This is a genomic window from Eubacterium sp. LMAG:50, assembly GCF_008680265.1.
Classification (GTDB): domain Bacteria; phylum Bacillota; class Clostridia; order Lachnospirales; family Lachnospiraceae; genus Eubacterium_U; species Eubacterium_U album.
Genome location: NZ_NALP01000007.1, coordinates 634,087 through 653,843, shown reverse-complemented (window position 1 = coordinate 653,843; position 19,757 = coordinate 634,087). Strand labels below are relative to the sequence as shown.

At 33.6% G+C, this 19,757-nt stretch carries 14 protein-coding genes; 1 reads left to right on the top strand and 13 read right to left on the bottom strand.

Annotation, left to right across the window (positions count from 1 at the left end):
* Positions 1 to 19: 19 nt before the first annotated feature.
* From CCC31_RS08200 to CCC31_RS08180, 5 genes are all read right to left on the bottom strand, one after another.
* Positions 20 to 1,927 (bottom strand): AAA family ATPase, encoded by a 1,908-nt coding sequence (locus tag CCC31_RS08200; RefSeq protein ID WP_117910625.1) that lies wholly within the window; start codon positions 1,925 to 1,927, stop codon positions 20 to 22.
* Positions 1,924 to 2,988 (bottom strand): DNA repair exonuclease, encoded by a 1,065-nt coding sequence (locus tag CCC31_RS08195; RefSeq protein ID WP_260979062.1) that lies wholly within the window; start codon positions 2,986 to 2,988, stop codon positions 1,924 to 1,926. Before CCC31_RS08195 ends, CCC31_RS08200 begins: the two co-directional genes overlap by 4 nt.
* Before the next feature lie 17 nt (positions 2,989 to 3,005).
* Positions 3,006 to 5,114, bottom strand: coding sequence for a hypothetical protein (locus CCC31_RS08190; RefSeq protein WP_022089199.1), 2,109 nt, complete (start codon positions 5,112 to 5,114; stop codon positions 3,006 to 3,008).
* A gap of 114 nt (positions 5,115 to 5,228) precedes the next feature.
* Entirely contained in the window at positions 5,229 to 7,184 is a 1,956-nt protein-coding gene (glgB, locus tag CCC31_RS08185) for a 1,4-alpha-glucan branching protein GlgB (protein ID WP_022089198.1), read from the bottom strand.
* 22 nt (positions 7,185 to 7,206) lie between these two features.
* The gene (locus CCC31_RS08180; protein WP_117910628.1) at positions 7,207 to 9,504 is read right to left on the bottom strand and encodes a hydratase; all 2,298 of its coding nucleotides are present in this window, start codon (positions 9,502 to 9,504) and stop codon (positions 7,207 to 7,209) included.
* 354 nt (positions 9,505 to 9,858) lie between these two features.
* On the opposite strand from CCC31_RS08180, the gene CCC31_RS08175 reads away from it, so the two are divergent.
* Complete coding sequence (locus CCC31_RS08175) at positions 9,859 to 10,989, top strand: glycosyltransferase (protein WP_158562712.1); 1,131 nt, start codon at positions 9,859 to 9,861, stop codon at positions 10,987 to 10,989.
* Positions 10,990 to 11,201: 212 nt separating this feature from the next.
* On the opposite strand, the gene CCC31_RS08170 is transcribed toward CCC31_RS08175, so the two are convergent.
* From CCC31_RS08170 to CCC31_RS08135, 8 genes are all read right to left on the bottom strand, one after another.
* The gene (locus tag CCC31_RS08170; RefSeq protein ID WP_290850814.1) at positions 11,202 to 13,967 is read right to left on the bottom strand and encodes a glycoside hydrolase family 3 protein; all 2,766 of its coding nucleotides are present in this window, start codon (positions 13,965 to 13,967) and stop codon (positions 11,202 to 11,204) included.
* Positions 13,968 to 14,496: 529 nt separating this feature from the next.
* Positions 14,497 to 16,350: a leucine-rich repeat protein gene (locus CCC31_RS08165; RefSeq protein ID WP_290850813.1), complete on the bottom strand. Its 1,854-nt coding sequence runs from the start codon at positions 16,348 to 16,350 to the stop codon at positions 14,497 to 14,499.
* A 244-nt stretch (positions 16,351 to 16,594) separates the two neighbouring features.
* Positions 16,595 to 16,858: a 30S ribosomal protein S18 gene (gene rpsR / locus CCC31_RS08160; RefSeq protein ID WP_022089193.1), complete on the bottom strand. Its 264-nt coding sequence runs from the start codon at positions 16,856 to 16,858 to the stop codon at positions 16,595 to 16,597.
* A gap of 54 nt (positions 16,859 to 16,912) precedes the next feature.
* Entirely contained in the window at positions 16,913 to 17,362 is a 450-nt protein-coding gene (locus CCC31_RS08155) for a single-stranded DNA-binding protein (RefSeq protein ID WP_117910632.1), read from the bottom strand.
* Between the two features lie 26 nt (positions 17,363 to 17,388).
* Positions 17,389 to 17,679, bottom strand: coding sequence for a 30S ribosomal protein S6 (gene rpsF, locus CCC31_RS08150; protein ID WP_022089191.1), 291 nt, complete (start codon positions 17,677 to 17,679; stop codon positions 17,389 to 17,391).
* 117 nt (positions 17,680 to 17,796) lie between these two features.
* Positions 17,797 to 18,576 carry a hypothetical protein gene (locus CCC31_RS08145; protein ID WP_117910633.1) on the bottom strand — a complete coding sequence of 260 codons (780 nt, stop codon included), beginning with the start codon at positions 18,574 to 18,576 and terminating at the stop codon, positions 17,797 to 17,799.
* Complete coding sequence (locus tag CCC31_RS08140; RefSeq protein ID WP_117910634.1) at positions 18,570 to 19,268, bottom strand: ABC transporter ATP-binding protein; 699 nt, start codon at positions 19,266 to 19,268, stop codon at positions 18,570 to 18,572. The genes CCC31_RS08145 and CCC31_RS08140 overlap by 7 nt, the downstream gene beginning before the upstream one ends.
* Complete coding sequence (locus CCC31_RS08135) at positions 19,268 to 19,624, bottom strand: GntR family transcriptional regulator (protein ID WP_117910635.1); 357 nt, start codon at positions 19,622 to 19,624, stop codon at positions 19,268 to 19,270. The genes CCC31_RS08140 and CCC31_RS08135 overlap by 1 nt, the downstream gene beginning before the upstream one ends.
* Positions 19,625 to 19,757 lie beyond the last annotated feature (133 nt).

Sequence of the window (19,757 nt, the reverse complement as noted above, 5' to 3'; positions counted from 1 at the left end):
AGCATGTAGCATCTACTAATCAATCTAATTTCTTCAAGTGATAATCAAGTCCAAGCTTGTCCGCCATAACCTTTTCTCTTGTATGACATGAGAACACTATTACCTGGTCAAGATTTTCTGCCATAAACTTCATTGTGTTTCCCATTCGTTTATTATCGTACATTGCAAAAGTATCGTCAAGCAAAATAGGTTTTGTATCGTTTTCAAATATTATATCTGCTGCTGCAAGCCTTAAAGCCATGTAAATTTGTTCAACAGTTCCCTTACTTAATTTAAAAGATGATATTAAAGCATTTCTACCATTAACTGAAACATTTAAGTTATCATCTATAACAATATTGTTGTATTTTCCATTTGTAATCTTTGACATATAGTAAGAAGCCTTTTCGTTAAGTCGTCTTCCAAAACTGTTTCTAACTTCATAAGCTATTTCTTCAATTTCTCTTTTAGCATTCTCTAATGCTCTTATTTCAATCTCTGCATTTTTAATTGATTGAAGTTTTGCTTTTAAATTCTCTATATGCTTTTCTAATTCAATATCCTGTTCCTGCTTCTGCTCTAATACCCCTTGCTCTTTTCCAATTTTTTCCTTAAGCGCTGCATATTCTTCATCAAGTTCTTTTATCTCTTCACTATAATCATCGCTTGATAATTCTGATTCTTCAAGATTTTTTAAAGATTCTTTAGCTACACTTAAATTAGCTCTTCTGTTATCAAGTTGACGCTCTGTATATGTTTTTTCATTATTTAATGCATCTAACTTATCCATGATAAGTTTAGTTTCTTTTAAATTTTCAGCAAGTCTTTCTTTGCTCTTTACATTCATAAAAAACTTAACAATTGTTGCTATTAAAAATGCTAATGCTAATCCTGCCGGTATTCCAATTTTTAAAATGCCTTTGCTTGAAAAATCAAGTAATTCAGGATTTGCCATAAACATACCTATTGAACATCCAAGGCATACAACTGTTATAAGGGCGAACACAATTGGTATATTTGTCGCCTTATTTAAGGCGTTGCTTACTCGTTCCATTACTTCCCTTGTTGGAATTCCTTTTGACTCTAACTGCTTTTCCATTTCTCCCTTTTGAGCCGTTATCTCTGTCAAAGTTCTTGAAGCCTTATCAATTTCATGGTTAAGCTGCATTATTTCATTGTAAAGATTTTCTTTTCTGGCACTGTATTTTGTCATTTCTTCTAATCTGACAGCATCCTTTCCTGCCAAATCCTGCTTCTTTGCCAGTAACTCCGCTTCTTTACTCCTGTCTAAATCAATTTCAGAAATTATTGTATCCTGCTCTCTTTTAGACATCTCTATTTCTTCTGCGGTTTCTTCCATATCACGAATTACTGATTCTTTAGAACCTACTTTATTTTCGCTTATTATTTCTTTACGCTCAGCATCAAGACTTGTCAAAGCCTGTTTCATATCAATTTCCATAGACTTTGTTGAACCTAGATTTGCTGCGTAGTTCTTTAATATATTTTCTAATTCTTTATCAGTTGCACTTCCAATCTGGCTTATGCTAATTGTGTTATAATAACAACTTTCATCTAAGCCTCTAAACAACTGCTTTATTTCGTTGTCATCAAGTTCTCTTCCAAGGTCCTCATCTATGACACGAAATGATTTTTCATTTTTATTAAAATTTCTTTCAAAACGATAGTCCTTACCATCGTTTTCAACTCGCATCATTCCACGATATACTTCAGGATTAATCCATGGTTCATATTTGGTATATGTATCTTTTCCGCTGGCTTTTCCACGCTGTTTATCTATACCAAAAAGCATTCCTCTTATGAATGTGTGTATTGTTGTTTTTCCGGCTTCATTTTCACCATAAACAATGTTTAATCCTCTTTCGAAATGAATTTCCGTATCATGAAATTTGCCAAAATTAATCAATCGAATATCTTTTATTATCATTGTTTGTCCTCCATAGCCTCAAGTAACGCCTTAACCCCATAGTATAAGGTCTTCTGCTGTATTGGAGAGAGAACATCCTGGTCGATATATTTTTTAATAAACATTCCTAACAGATTATCTTTATTTCTTTCATATAATTCTTCAAAATCATAGTCAGGCTCTGTTCGGTCCGTTACGGATACTACATTTCCTACCTGAGCCAGACCTTCTAAGTCAATATCAAAATCAGGATTTCTATAACCTACTATTGTTACTTTATATATATTATCTCTACCTTCTTTTTCTATAAATTCCATAAGAGTGTGTCGCAGTTCCATATTTGTAGCATTTGTAGTTACCGTCATTTCCGCATGTTTATATTCTCTCTTAGAAAAAGACTGGAATCTTATATTCAAATTCTGCTTAGTTACTTCTCCATATATAAATCCTCTAGGGCCTATTTCATTTACATCAATAGGTTCAAGGGAACCTGAATATGCCATTCTGTTAGCTTCATCCAAATCCGGAATGTGAATGTGTCCAAATGCCACATAGTCAAATCCCTCAAGCATTATCTTTCTTTTATTAATAGGAATATGCTTATCATCACCACCGTGAGCTACAAGAATGTTAATCCTATATGGATTTTTTATTTGTATATCATCATACAGCGGTTCTGTTATCTCATTTTTATAATAACTTAATCCATACACATCAACGCCCAAATCATCTATAGGCACACAATCTACTGTTTTGCTATCAAGAAAATAAACATTCTTATTCCATTCAAAATTTCTATAAAACGAACCTTTTTTTATTGCATCATGATTTCCTGCACACAACACAACCTTTGTATCCGGAATCGTTGAAAACAGGTAGTCTACCTCCTTCAATTCCCTTAACAATGGCTGTCTATGGAATAAATCTCCTGCAATTATAAGTAATTCTATTTCATCTTCCTTAACTTTTTTTATTAATCTTTCAAATGTTCCCCACATTTCATCTCCCCTGTGGACTGCCCAATCCATTTTACTTTCCGGCGTTGCCCCTAGATGAATGTCGGCTGTGTGTATGAACCGCATGTTGAATGATTCTCCTTTTATTCATAATTTTCTTCAAACGTCCAAATTTTTTGTCCATTATAATCTGTAACAAGGCCTTTATTTGTCTTCGCTACTGTTTCTGCCTCATTTTGATTATAATATATTCCAAATAAATTTCCACCCGCATATACAAAATATTGGTCCTGTGCTGCAGGCTTTATTATTGTATTTACTTCTGTTGATTTTTTGTATTTAATGGAAGCTTCCTCTACTTTTAATTCATTCTTTCCACTTAACTGGTTTACAAATGAAATTGCAAGTTCTTTAAGCTTTAATGTATCCGCAAAATAACTTGATTTTGTCTTTGTTTCTAATTTTTCAGTATTATCTATAAGTTGATCATCAGAAATAGCTTTGCCCTTCTTTTCTCTCTTCATGTTAATAATAGTGTCTGTTATTTCAACACCTGTAATAACTGTATTGTCAGAAGAATATGAAGTTATTTCGTTATAATCTTTGTCTATAATTTTTAAAGTATCTATACGCATACTGTCCGAAACATTCTCAGGTTTTGTTATACCATAGATAAGATTGTTTCCTGTATATCCACACGCTGACAGCTTTTCGCCATTTTCTCCTGTAAGTTTTTTCTCCTTACCTGTCGTCAAATCTATTACCGTAATACTATCACTATTCATTGTTGTCAAATCGGTATTATAAGCAATTGCTGTTTTTGACTGATTTATCGCATAAGAACCGTCAGGCATATTTTCAACAATTTTGCCACTTTCCTTTGTTCCTATATTAACATAATATAAACTGTTATCTAACATGAAATAAATTGTTCCATCGTTTACATAACATAATTTGTGAATCTGTTTGTCAATCATCTCTGCAGGCTGGCTAAATGGAATAAACAACAATTCTTTACTTTCATTACTTTCTTTATCATAATGAAATACTGAAATACCATTTTCTCCTAAATGTTCATTACTTGGACTGTATCCATAAACCAGGAAATTGGCATTGCCTTTATCATCTGTCTGAATCATTTTTGCCTTTGTCATTCTGTTTTCTGACACACTTTTGGCATCAAGTGCAAATAATTTTTTCATTCCATTTGATGTTAAATCCATTGTATAAACATCGCCATTAATTTCAAATCCAATGTACTGTCCATTTTCACTTTCAGCAACGTCTATTGTTTTCTGATTCTGGATTCCTAAATCTATAAAAGCTTTTCCAACATTGTTGTCATTTGCTTCCCATACCTGATTTATTTCTCTATTATAATTCAATACATAATTTTGTCCTGAAAAAGTCCATACAACTATTGTTTCTGATACGTTATATGTTTCTTCAACACCTTCTGCATTGCTTGCTTTCACTTGATATTCTAGTGTATATGTTCCTGCTTCTCCGCTGTCTTTGATGCAAAACTCTTTTGCTGAAACATTTATCTTTCCCTGAAGTTCAGGTTTCATTTCACTCCACTGCAACATTTTATAACTTGAAGATAATGTCGTATATCCCAAATCATCATTTTTCAAATCTTCATCAGGCTCTAAATATGTCGCAATATTTAATTCTGTATCCTGTCCTAATGTGCTACTGCTAAACTGCTTTGCAAACGCAATCTGTCCATCTACAAAACTGTCATTCATTACCATGACTCTTGTATAGTAGTATATATTTTCATTATTATTTGTTTCCAATGTTAAAACAAGCTGATATTCCTGTCCCGACTGTAAAATAGCACTGGCATTTATTTCATACAATGTAGTCTTTTCTGTATTTTCTGTCTGTTTTGCTTCCCCATTGTCTATTAATCGGGAATCTTCCGTGCTTCGCACTTCATACTTCATTCCGACAATTGTTCTGCCATTATTTATTATTTTTACAGGTATCACACGACTACTTTCCACCGGAACAATGTTGTCTCTTATATAGTTACTTCCTACTTCTGTTTTATATCCTAATATTGATGCTATCTTTTCTGAGCCATAATATGCATCTACTTCAGGAAGCAATTCGTGTTCATTTGTAGTATGATTATTCTTTGTATCCGATGATTTATCAAATACTTTACCTCTTGTAATACCAAAAACAGCAAGTGTAACCAGTAATATAACAATTACAATTGCTACAACATATCTTTTTTTCATTTTATGTCTCACTTTCCCATTCCAATATGCCGAAATTTTATTTGCTTAAATACGACTTCAGACGGGAAGCTATTTCTCCCCGCCTGTTTCGTATTCATAAGGCACTTCGCCCATTTATTTTTTATTTACAGCTTTTTTACCCTTAGTGCTTTTTGCATGGCTTTTTCTTGCAGCTGCTACTTTTGGGAATTCAAATATAACTGATTCAAATGGATGTAATGGCATGTCCAAACTATATGGCATTCCGTCACATTCACCTTTTTTAGCTTTATATTTTACTTCCTTTGTTTCTCCTGCTTCTGTTGTGAGAAGTCGTTTGTAGGTGCCTGCTTTAGGAACTCCCACTCTGTAATCTTCTCTTGCTATAGGAGTAAAGTTTGTTACAAATCCTATTGCATTCTTATAATTTTCTTCTCCTGTCTTTCTTATAAAACTAAAGATACTTCTATCATTATCATTACAGTTTATCCATTCAAATGCATCGTATCCTTTTGTTTCAGTATACATTGCAGGATATTTTTTGTATAAATGTAATAGTTTTTTAACATATTCATGTAAATCTTTATGTTCAGGTTCTTCCAGTAAATACCAGTCAAGACTTCTTGCTTCTGACCATTCCTGAAGTTGTCCGAAATCCTGTCCCATAAACAATAATTTTCTACCCGGATGTCCAAACATAAATGTATATGCTGTCTTTAAGTTCTTAAACTTATCTGCAGGATATCCAGGCATCTTGTTTAACATTGAACATTTAAGATGAACTACTTCATCATGTGATAACACTAATATGAAGTTTTCACTAAATGCATATGTTAATCCAAATGTCATTTTATTGTGGTTAAATTTCTTGAAATATGGGTCTAATTTTACATATTCAAGGAAATCATGCATCCATCCCATGTTCCATTTATAAGAGAATCCAAGTCCACCGTCTTTAGGGTCCGCAGTTACCTTTGGCCATGCTGTCGATTCTTCTGCAATTATATATGCCTGTGGATTTCTCTGTTTCATAATACTGCTTAAGTGCTTAAAGAATTCTATTGCCTCTAAGTTCTTATTATCGCCGTATTTATTTGGAACCCATTGACCGTCCTGTCGTCCATAGTCTAAATATAACATTGATGCTACTGCATCTACTCTAAGGCCATCAACATGATATTTTTCCACCCAGAATAATGCATTTGCAATTAAGAAGTTAACTACTTCTGTCTTTGAGTAATCAAATATCTTTGTTCCCCAATCAGGGTGTTCTCCTTTTCTTGTGTCCGCATATTCATATAATGGAGTGCCGTCAAACATTGCAAGACCATGTGCATCTTTTGGAAAATGTGCCGGTACCCAGTCGAGTATAACACCAATTCCTGCCTTATGGAATTCATCAACTAAATGCATAAATTCTACAGGCTTACCGTATCTGGCTGTTGGAGCATAATATCCTACAACCTGATATCCCCATGAGCCATCAAACGGGTGTTCCAATACGCCCATTAATTCTACGTGTGTATAACCCATATCTTTTACATATGCTACAAGTTCTTTTGCTAATCTCTTGTAATCATAGAATCCGTCTTCGTCGTTTTCATCTACAAAGTCTTTTTTCCATGAACCCATATGTACTTCATATATTGACATCGGTTCTTCGTAGTGGTTTTCCTTTTTCTCATGCCATTTTTTATCTTTCCATGTATAGTCTTCAATATTAGCTACTTTAGATGCATTTCCAGGTCTCTTTTCTGACCAGAATCCATACGGATCAGATTTGTATAAGGTGTCACCATTCTTCGTTGAAATAACGTATTTATACATTTCACCTTCGCCCACACCCGGAATGAATAACTCCCAAATTCCTGAGTCATTTTCCATTTCCATATTGTGGTCAAATCCTATCCAATTGTTAAACTCACCTACTACGCTGACGTTAACAGCATTTGGTGCCCACACTGCAAAATACGTGCCCTTTACTCCGTCTATCTCCATTAAATGAGCACCTAGTTTGTTGTAGATTTCATAATGTGTACCTTGTCCAAACATATAACAATCGTCTTTTGTTATTATTTTTTTATATTCCATATGGGCCCTCCGTTCGTCTTATTTATACTCTGTTATAATTGATTAAACATCCTTTTAAGATTATTTCTCTTTCGTCATCTGTCATTTCTCCAAGCTTCAATGTTATTTTTTTCTTTTCCGTTCCGTTCATTACATAAGCTGTGATGTCAGACTTCTTTTCCTTAATTGCATTTGCAATATCAGGTACAAAGATGTAATCTCCTTTCGCAAATGGTAATTCCATATCTTCATAGATAAATGGAAGCATTCCCCAGTTGATAAGGTTTGAACGATATCTCTTTGTTGCATATTCATGTGCTATATTTGCCCATCCGCCTAATACTTTCTGACAGCTTGCTGCCTGTTCTCTTGCTGAACCATCTCCAGGCTTAACTGCATATATTGTACTTCCTATTCCAACTGTTTCTTTGTTTATATTCATTTCAGGGAAGGCTTCTTTTAAACCATTCCATACTTTTCCAAATTCATCTGAGTGTTCGCATGGGCATTTGCCTGAAACACGAATCTGTTCTGCCTTCTGAACATCCTTTGCATTCTTAACATATTCAGGATCTTTTCTTGATAATGTAAATTCTGCCAATCCAAGAGGATTTGAACGATATGATGATGTTTCTCCTGAAGGAATTAATTCATCTGTTGTTGTTACAGGGTCATGAATTTCTGAAACTACCTTTAACAATAAATTATCTGTTAAAGCTTCCATTTTTGGCCAGTCCTTAATATTAGGTCCAAATTTAATTTCTGTATCAGGGTCTGCAACTCCGTGTGAATCAAATACTCTGTTAGCGTAAATTGAGCTGTCAAAGTGATATGTTCTTCCTTTATATTCAACATCCATATCTGTTGCTGCTGTAAGGTATCCCTTATTAGCTGCTGTTGCTGCAATTGAACGTGCATCCATAAGAGCAACTGATGAAATCTGTCCATTCTGTAACTTAGAACCTTCTCTGTTAGGGAAGTTTCTTGTTGAATGTCTGATACTAAATGCGTTGTTTGAAGGTGTATCTCCTGCTCCGAAACATGGTCCGCAGAATGCTGTCTTCATTACACCGCCGGCTTCCATAATGTCTGCTGCACATCCATTTTTAATTAATTCCATATATACAGGCATTGATGCAGGATATACGCTTAACGTAAATTCATCTGAGCCAATGTTATTGCCTTTTAAGATATCAGCTGCTGCACAGATATTTTCAAATCCACCACCTGCACAACCTGCAATAATTCCCTGTTCTACATAGAATCTGCCATTTCTAATCTTATCCTGTAATGAGTATTCAACCTGTCCGTCTAATGATACTAATGCTTTCTGTTCAACATCGTGTAAAATGTCTGCAAGGTTAGCATTTAACTCATCAATTGTATATGTATTACTTGGGTGGAAAGGCATAGCTATCATTGGTTTAATCTTGTCTAATTCAACATATACCATTCCATCGTAATATGTTACTGCTCCAGGATTTAATTCTTTATAATCATCTACTCTTCCGTGAATGTCGTAGAATTCTTTAATCTTTTCATCTGTTCTCCAAATAGATGAAAGACATGTTGTTTCTGTTGTCATAACATCAACACCAATTCTGAAATCAGCACTTAAGTTGCTTACACCAGGTCCAACAAATTCCATTACTTTATTGTTTACATATCCATTAGCAAATACTTCACCAATAATTGCAAGAGCAACGTCCTGAGGTCCAACTCCCTTTGCAGGTGCTCCTGTCATATAGATACCGATTACACCCGGCATGTTAATGTCATATGTCTGAGATAATAACTGTTTGACTAATTCAGGTCCGCCTTCTCCCATTGCCATAGTTCCCAAAGCACCGTAACGTGTATGAGAATCTGAGCCTAAAATCATCTTTCCACCGCCTGCAAGCATTTCTCTTGCAAACTGATGAATTACTGCCTGATGAGGTGGTACATAAACTCCACCGTATTTCTTTGCACATGTAAGTCCAAACATGTGGTCATCTTCATTAATAGTTCCACCTACTGCACATAAACTGTTGTGACAGTTTGTAAGTACATATGGTATTGGGAATTTCTCTAATCCTGAAGCTCTTGCTGTCTGGATAATTCCTACGAATGTAATATCATGTGATGTCAGTTTATCAAATTTAATCTGGAGTTTTTCCATGTTTCCAGATGTATTATGGCTGTTTAAAATGTTATATGCCATTGTATTCTTAGCTGCTTCTTCTTTTGTTAAATAATTCTGGCCTAATTTTGATTTTAAAATTTCTTCAGAATCGTCCCCAACTTCAATTACTTCGTTACCGTTTAAAAGGTAAGCTCCACCTTTACTTAATGTAATCATTATCGTCCTCCTAAATGCCATTAAATATACATATCAATCTCAGAATGTATTTCAGTTTATTATACATTTTTTTAGCCTTTTATGCAATGCCGACGGACGTTTGTCTGCATTAATAATTGATGTTTTTAACCATAATAGACACATTTCTAATTCACGTCGAATTTCTTATATTGTAAATTAGCAGTTTTTGTTTTATATTACTTTCTAAAGGGGTGTCTAAATAGAGAGTTTGTCCTTTTATTTTGTGAGGTAAACTCTTGTTTTATAATACTTAGTTTCATCGTTTGGTTTATTTGTGACTAATTTATTCGAAACTAAACCTTTATTATGTATTTAGTTTTATGGAGGGTTTTTATGATTATTGCAATGGTTTGCGATTTCTTAGGTGAGGAAAACAATGGTACCACAATTTTTTGCTACAATTTAATTGAATGGTTAACAAGACACGGACATTCTGTAAATATTATTTGTCCGGATAAAGACAAGTCTGATATAAATTCATGTTTTATTGTTCCTCAAAAAAAGCATTTAACTAGTATTGAAAAGCGTTTTGCCAATCAGGGGCTTGTATTTGCGAAGCCAAAGCGTTCTGTTATTAGGAAGGCTGTTTTGGGAACAGATGGGGTTTTAATAATTACGCCATTTTCTCTTGGAAAATATGTTACAAAATACGCTTTGGAGCACCACATTCCTGTAATGGCGACTTTTCAATGTCAGGCAGATTCGCTTATTCGTCCTATTCGAATTGGTTCCAAAGATAAATATAAAAAGAAAATTTACAAACAATTTTATGAACAGGTATACAAATATTGTCAGGCTATACATTTTCCATCTGCGTTTTTATGCAGAGATTTTGAAAAATATATCGGATACACTCCTCATTATATTATTTCCTCGGGAATTAGTTCTGATTTTAGCAAAAAAGTATCATGCCACAGACCTGTAGACAGCAATTTTAGAATTATATATATTGCACGTTTATCTAAACACAAAAATCACAAAGTACTAATTAACGCTGTAAACATGAGTAAATATAAAAACAGAATTCAACTTATTTTTGCGGGTGATGGAGATTACAAATCTTCAATTGAGCGTGACGCCTGCGGACTTATAAATCAACCTATTATTCGTACATATTCAAGGCCTGAATTATTAGAAGTTATTGCGACTTGCGATTTATATGTTCATGCTGCAAACGAAGAAACTGAGGGCATTGCCTGCCTCGAAGCGGCCACATGCGGACTTGTTCCTATCATAAACGATTCACCTAATTCCGCCGCTCCTGCTTATGCAATAGATGAAAAAAACTTGTTTAATTATAACGATGCTGCTGACCTTGCTGAAAAGATAGATTATTGGCTCGACCATCCAAAAGAACGTAATGAAAGAAGTTTAGAATATCTTGATTTTACAAAAAAATACAGTTTAGCCGAATCCATGAGCGCAATGGAAAAGATGTTTAAGCTTGTAATTTATAAGCAGTGATTGCTTGTTTTTCAGCTGGATTTATGCCATAACGGAAGTGTTTTTGGATTGACTTAAGATTAAAAACAGAGGTGCATTGGCAATCGCCAATGCACCTCTGTTAATTAAGGAATTTTTACATCCCATTTTTTATTAAATTCAAACTATTGTAAATTCATTTCTAACTTAACAAATTTATTTCTAATTCGATTAAATTCAATTATTCCAAGTTATTATCTAGCTTTCTTCTTAGGAATCTTCTTGAACTCAATATAGCCTACATTCATTCCGGCCATTACATGTTCAAGTTCTAAGTTGTAGAAACCTTTGTCTAATTTTACTTTGCAAAGTTTCTGTGTAATCCATTTTCCATCTGTACCACTTGTCTGAATAACAACCATAACCTTGTCATTTGCATGAACATTTACTGTACACTGTGAAAGATTTGGAAGTGGTGATGAAATATGTACAATTATTGTGTACTCAGCATCTTCATCAATTTCAACTGTAGCATTATCTGTTCCTTCAAATTTAATCTTAGCATCATTTGCAAGTTTCTGAACTTCATATTTTGCATCTGATGCTGATTCGAAGTATTCAGCTACATTTGTATCTATTAATTCTCTTTCGATAACAGGTGCTACAAGTATAAATCTTAAGATGTTCATTGAAGCTCTCTGAAGTTCTCCAACTGTAAGTCTTCCTTCGATTATTGCTGCCTCTGTATTGTCACCATTTGAATTAATTTCTGCTCCATTGTTGTTTACTACCATGTAAGCATCATTCTGTGCGCGAACCATGTCTCTTGTATCCTGATTTGACTCTTTTCCTCCAGTTACAACGTCGTTCATTTTTGCCCACCAGTCAGTCATTACAAAACCTTTATATCCCCATTCTTTTCTAAGAATAGTTGTACATAAGTCATAATTTGAAGCTGCCCAATGTCCGTTGATCGGATTATATGATGTCATAATGGACATTACTGTTTTTTCCTTTACAGCCATTTCAAAGCTCTTCAAATAGATTTCTCTGATTGCTCTTTCTGAACATACAGCATCAATCTTAAATCTGTGTGATTCCTGACCATTTAATGCAAAATGCTTAATTGTTCCCCAGGCGCCACCATCTTTAATTCCGCCTGTTGAAGCAACTGACATTTTTCCTGAAAGGAAAGGATCTTCTGAAAAATATTCAAAATTTCTTCCGTTTAATGGATTACGACGAATATTTACACCAGGTCCAAGTAAAGTATCAACCTGATTTCTGTATAATTCCTGACCTTCCATTGTATATAATTCTCTAACAAGTTCTGTATTCCATGTTGCACTTAAAGCTGTTCCAATTGGAAGCTGTGTTGCTTTTCCTTCCATGCGAAGACCACTAGGACCATCTGCACAACATGCTGCCGGAATGCCGTAGTTAAATAAGCTATCACTCATTCCACCAAATGCTGATGCTGTTCCTCTTGTTACTCGTGGATTACTCATTCCTTCACCACGAATGATTATAGCCATTTCTTCAATAGACAACTGAGCAACAAATTTTTCTAATGTTGCTTTACCGTCACGAACATCCTGAAGTGTAATTCCCATATCTCCTGTTATTGGCATGTCCATTGGAAGATTGTCTGAAATTCTTTTAGCCATGTCAACTGTCTGAGTTGAAACAGGTACATATGTAACTTCATAAGTTCCGTCAGCATTTTTCTTACCAGGCTTCATAATATTTATAGCCTCTGTAGGAGCCATTGCTTCCTGAAGTTCTTCAACTACAACAAGTTCTTCTTCATTGTATGTATTAATCTTTGTAAGATTCTTAACGCTGTTACCAACATAAATATTATATTCGCCTGCTTCTAAAACATAGCATGATTTGTGTCCTGTAACACCTGAATCATCGTAAGAAGCCATATCTGAAATCTTAAATTCTAATGTCAATTCCTGACTTTCGCCCGGTGCAAGTTTCTTTGTCTTTGCAAATGCAATAAGTTCTCTTGCAGGTTTTCCAAGTTCACCCTGAGGTGCTTCATAATATACCTGAACAACTTCTTTTCCTGCAAATTTGTCACCTGTATTTGTAACCTTAACATTCAATTCGATTGAATCTGTCTTTTCTTTTACAGTCTGTGTTTCAATATCAAATGTTGTATAAGATAATCCATAACCAAATTCAAACTGAACTTTGTCCGGTGCAAATGTTTCAAAATATCTGTATCCGATATAAATATCTTCTTCATAAAGATTCTTAAATTCATTACCAAAATTCTTTGTTGATGGATAATCCTCAATACTGTATGCTATTGTATCTGCAAGCTTACCACTTGGTGTTTCAGCACCTGAAAGTACATCAACTACTGCTGTTCCACCTTCCATACCTCCTTGCCATACAATAATTACTGACTTAATGCTTCCGTTATATTCTTCGTCATTAATCCAGCTCAAATCAATAATATTTGACACATTTAAAACGATACATACATTATCAAATGCTTTTGTTATATTTCTAAGATTTTCTTTTTCTTCATCTGTTAAAATATAACTTCCCTGCCAAATTGCGTTATCCTTATCTTCTCCGGCAGTTCTACCTATAATGTATAACGCCTTGTTAGTCTTTGCTGCCTGTTCCTTAGCAAATGCTTCATCGATAGGCATATCCTTCTGGAACCATGGTTCACATGCCCATCCACCACCACCATTATCAAATGGGTGGTCTTTTAACCAAGTCTTATACTTTTCAACTAATGTTTCATCAATGTTAAGATTGCTGTTTTCAAATCCGTCTAAGATGTTAGTAGCATATTCAACATTAACCGCACCACCTGAACCTGTACCACTTCTATAATATTCAATCTGTGGTCGACCAAATACTGAAATCTTATCTTCCTGTGTAAGTGGTAACATTCCGCCTTCGTTCTTTAACAATACAATACCTTCTGTGGCAGCCTCTTTACTCTTCTGAGCAAATCCCTCTACCGGCACTCCAAACATATTTGTGCTCATTACAATTCCTCCCGAAATCACATACTATTGTTGTTTTTAACTATAACATACTGAATTTATAATTGCTATATTCCGGCAATATAAAAATGTTTTTATTTATTATAGACTTTTAATTAATTTTTTTGCTACTTTCCTTTATTTATCGGCATTTCAAATTATAAAACAGTTCAATCCTCTTTAAATTGAAACGTTTTTATTTTTAGTTGGATACATTGTTATTTTTTTATCAATTTATAAGGGAGATTTTCCTCTTAATAAGTCATATAAATTAAAACATTCTTCTAATATTGTTTAGGTCAAATAAGAGAAGAAATTTCAGTCATATTAATAAAAAACAAAGTTTAGCATTTGGTGCAAATTTAAAAATTTTCAACCATATTAGTAAATAACAATTTTAGCATTTGGGTAAACTTAATTAAGCCAGTCAATAAAAAAGTTCCAACCATGTCGGAAATATTTTATTACCAACATGACTGGAGCTATTATTTAAATTCGTACAACGCCTTTTATACTAATTATTTATATTTACCTAACGGCTTTCTCTTACTAATTTTCTATATTTCTTTCCCTGTCCTTTAGCGCATTTAATAACAATTTTTGAATTAGCATTCTTAAATGCACCTTTCTTAATTTTTTTCAATTTCTTACCTTTAATAACTAAAGTTTTAAGATTTTTGCATCCTTTGAAAGAATTCTTTCCGATAACTCTTACATTTTTTCCAACTACAACACTTCTTATGTTCTTGTTGTTTTTAAATGCGTTTGGTGCAATCGCTGTAACTTTATAGTTAACATTATTATAATTAATTGATGCAGGAACTTTTACATTCTTCGCCTTTTTATTTATATTTCCTAAAAATGTTACTGTAGGATTCTTTGAATTTGCAGCTGATGTAGCTTTATACTTTTTACCTTTTACAATAATAAGTGTGTTTTGCAAATCATTGTTTGTTGTATTGTTTGCATTGTTATTAGTCACATTATTTTTTCCGTCGTTATTTGCTGGATTTTCAACTGGCGGCTGACCATTTTCTTTAAGGTTAAAATCAAATTTAACAGCTATAACTGTATCCGGTTTCACCTCTACACTTTCTCCATCAGTTTCAGCCGGGCATGAATAATTAAAATTTCCATCAACCTTATAATCTCTATAACCTTTTTCACCTGTCAAATCAGAATTAACCGTTACATCAAATTTAATTCCTTCTTCTTTTAACTTTTCCTGTAAAGGATTATATTTAATTTCGTTATTATCTTCATCAGTTTTTGTAACTGTTATAGCTATATCTTTAATATCTTGTGCAAATTTATTGAGGCTTTCAATCATATTGTCTGAAATATATTTCTCTGCTTCTACAGGCATTGTTAATATTTCATCAAATCCCGGAAGAGCTTTTAACTGACCGAATACCAAATCAACTATAGTTTTTGAATTTGAAGATAAGGCATCTGCAATAGCCAATACAAATTCTGATGCCTGCTCATCTGTAACTTTAAAAGTTGTCTTCGTTCCATTTGTTGTTTCAAATTTAGCAAATGCAGAATCTGCTGTGTTCAGCACTAATTTTGCAAGATTCATTACTGTATTAACAACCTGTTCACCTGTTAATGCAAAGTTAGCTTCTTTTGCTTCCTCTCCATATTTTAAGTCAATTACTTTTCCTAATTCATCCTGTTCAAATAATTTATTATCAATGTCTTTCTGTTCAACAACTTCCACTCCGATAATAGGATAATATTTTCCACATTTATCCTTTAACATATTATTAATTTCTGCAACAGAATCTAATTCAATTGATTTTAACGCCGGAATTTCGAGTGCTTCACACACTTTGCTTGTTGTCATGCCACAATATTCTGACATGAATTTAACAAATGAATCTAAATCAATTTTTACATTTCCATTATTATATTCAATTTTTGTGAGTTTCATCTCTTTTCCGTTTGCAATATTTCCTGCCAATTCAACTGAAAACTGAGTTGTAGTTACTATTTCTGTTGAAATTTTAGCATTAATTGTAAATCTGTCGGTGTACTTATATGTATCTTCTTTTTCATCATAGCTTTCAAGCAATCCTAGTTTTTGTGAATGATCATCCCATGCTGCCCTATATGCCGTTCTTCCATCCTCACCTTTTGTATCATCGTCATTTCTGTGAGCCTCACGGTATACACTATACAAAATCTCATTGATTTTCTCCGACACTTCGTCCCCCGCAATATCAATACCCACATTTCCACTGCCTGTAGCATTACTTACGTCCATCATTGATACTGCTTTACTAAATGTCGTATTTGTTGCAGCCGGAGTCTGAACTCCTGCCATAGAAACCGTCATAACTCCTGCGAGAGTCATGGCTGCCACTTGTTTAAAATTTCTCATATTTCCTCCTTTTAGTCTCTGATTTTTTTCATGCGTCACTATAATTATTTATTTTTCTACGCACTACTCTTTCATTTTATTCATGTTACTTTTAAATTATACCATTAAAATTATCATATTAATTTGTAACATTTCGCCTTATTTCGACTTTTAAGGAGATATGAAATAAAAAAAACCTTATCTATATAAATACCTTTATAAGACAAAAAAAGACTTTCCACATGGAAAGTCTTTTTATATAACCTTATTCTACTGTGTAAGGCATTAAAGCAACGTGTCTTGCTCTCTTGATTGCTACTGTAAGAGCTCTCTGGTGCTTAGCGCAGTTTCCAGTAATTCTTCTAGGAAGAATTTTTCCTCTTTCAGATACATATCTCTTTAATTTGTTTGTGTCTTTATAATCAATTACGTTGTTTTCACTAGCACAAAATACGCAAACTTTTTTTCTTCTACGACCGCCTCTTCTTCTCATTGGAGAATCAGGTCTTTCACTCTTATTAAATGCCATAGTTTTGACCTCCTATAATACTAATTAACTATGTTTATGTTAATCGTCTAATCTCTAAAAGTTAAATGGTAATCCTACATCTTCAACACCATCAGGGATATTCATAAATCCATCTCCGGCTGGAGCTGTTGGAGCTGACTGTGCCTGTGGCTGGAAACCACCTTCATTATTAGAAGCACTTGCTTTGCTTTCAGCAAATTCCTGATTTTCTACTACAACTTCTGTTGTGTAAACTTTATTACCATCTTTGTTTGTATAGCTTCCTGTCTGAATACGACCTTCTGCTACAATCTTAGTTCCCTGATGTAAGTACTTTTCAGCGAATTCTCCATTTCTTCCAAATGCTACGCAAGAAATGAAATCTGCTGTCTGCTGGTCGTTGTCTCTTCTAAATCTACGATCAACTGCTAATGTATATCTGGCAATTGCCATTGGGCTATCGCCCTGTGAATATCTTACGTCAGGATCACGGGTTAATCTACCCATAAGAATAACTTTATTCATATTATACCTCTTTATGTTTCAAAAACCTATGCCTCAACCTTTACGCACAAATATCTGATAACATTTTCCATAATACGAATCTGATCTTCTATTTCGTTAGGACAATCTGTGTTATCAGTGTCGAAGTGAATGAAGTAATAATAAGCTTCTGACATCTTCTGAATTTCGTAAGCTAATTTCTTCTTACCCCATTCTTCTACGTCAGTAATTGTTCCACCAAAACGTGTTACAAGGTTGCTTACCTTTTCGATTTCAGCGGCTCTTTCTTCTTCTTCGAGTTTTGCACTAACAACAACTACTAATTCATACTTGTTCATGCTTTCTTACCTCCTTTTGGTCTCTGGCCTCCCTATTTCATTTAGGAAAGCAAGGAAAATTAATATATATCACGAATTGACATTTTATCATAATTCAAGAGCAAATGCAAGAAAATTTTATTCTAAATTCAACTTTTTACTTAATATGTAATAAGTTGCTATATAACTTGCAATCGAAACCACAATTGATAAAACTATACCAAATATAAATATCTGATTTGCAAATGCACTAATATCGTAACTATTACCTAAACTATGCATACATATAACCAAAAATACTGATGATACAACTTGATTTATTATGTAATATCCAATGTAAGCTAATATTGCACCAACTACTCTGTGCTTAGTATAAAGCTGTCCGATGCTTAAGCATGCATACATAAGTATTGGCATACCTATTACTGTCACTATTGCTGCAATTATGCCTTCAGCAACATATCCCCATGCACCTAATTGAGTTAATTTCTGCACACTATAAGATATACCTCTTGCATAATCGATATCTTTACTATAAGTTACTACAAAAATCGAAACTCCAGTCAATACTACTGTTGCTATAACCCATGTAATACAAACTATCATTTTACTTGCAATGTGCTGTCCTACTGTAGCCGGAAGTGTAAATGTTAAATATCCTTCATCTTTAAGCATATTAAAATAAAATCTTCTTAACATTAATACAACAGTTGCTACTGCGATTGCTATAATAGCTATGACATAACTTGCCATTATGATTCCAAACAATATATCAACTACTCTCAACTGTACATCTGATGTGTCCTCAATTATGAGCATAATTTTATTACCAATTGTAAGCAACGCCAAAACTATATATAATCCTATAAAATATCTTGAAGTTGCTTTATATTCATATTTTAATAATTTTCCTAACATTTAAATACCTCCCTGAAAAGTTCATCTACTGACTTTCCTTCCTCTTCTCTTATCTCATCAACTGTCTTATGCATAACTAAATGTCCATTCTTAATCATGACAACCTCATCTAATATCTGCTCAACATCTGAAATCAAATGTGTTGAAATAATAACAGAAGCTTCCGGATTGTAATTAGTTATAATTGTGTTAAGTATATAATCTCTCGCAGCCGGATCAACACCTCCAATCGGTTCATCAAGGAAATATAATTGAGCCTTTCTACTCATAACCAAAATAAGCTGAACCTTTTCCTTTGTTCCCTTAGACATGGTTTTCAACTTATCATTAATGTTAATATTAAGTCTTTCAAACATCTTATAAGCACACTGAGCATCAAAGTCTTCATAAAAATCGTCAAAGAATCCTACCATTTCTTTAACTTTCATCCAATCATTCAAATATGTTCTCTCAGGTAGATATGAAACTATGCTCTTTGTTTCAACTCCTACTTTCTTTCCATCAATTAATATCTCACCTTTAGTCGGTGTAAGTAAACCGTTAGACATCTTTATAAGTGTTGTCTTTCCACTTCCATTAGGTCCTAAAAGGCCAATTATCTTTCCTCTTTCAATAGAAAGATTAAGATTCTCTACTGCAGTAAAAGCTCCATATTTTTTAGTCAAATCTTTACATTCAAATATTATGCTCATTATTTTCCCTCCTCTATAATTTTCACAATCTGTTCTTTGCTAAACCCCAATTGTTCCATCTTCTCAATGTATTTATGTGTTAATTCTATTGCTGTACTCTTCTTAGATTCCATAATTACTCCCACATTATCTGTTACTGTTCTACCAGTCGTTCTATTAGTTACTACATATCCTTCTCTCTCAAGTTCCGCCATCGCTCTCTGCATCGTATTAGGATTAACTGCTGCTTCTGTAGCTAATTCCCTTACTGACGGAAGCCTGCTTCCAGGCGGATATTCTCCCACAATTATGCGTTCCTTAATCTGCTCTAATATTTGAGCATATATTGGTCTGTCACTCTCAAATTTCCAAGGCATCTCTCTCATCTCCTTATATAACGCAAATTAATATATTGTATATTTGTATTAGTTGCTTAATACAAATATACAATATATATTTATAATGTCAACTATTTCTTTTAAATGATTTTCTTAATATTTTATTAACTAC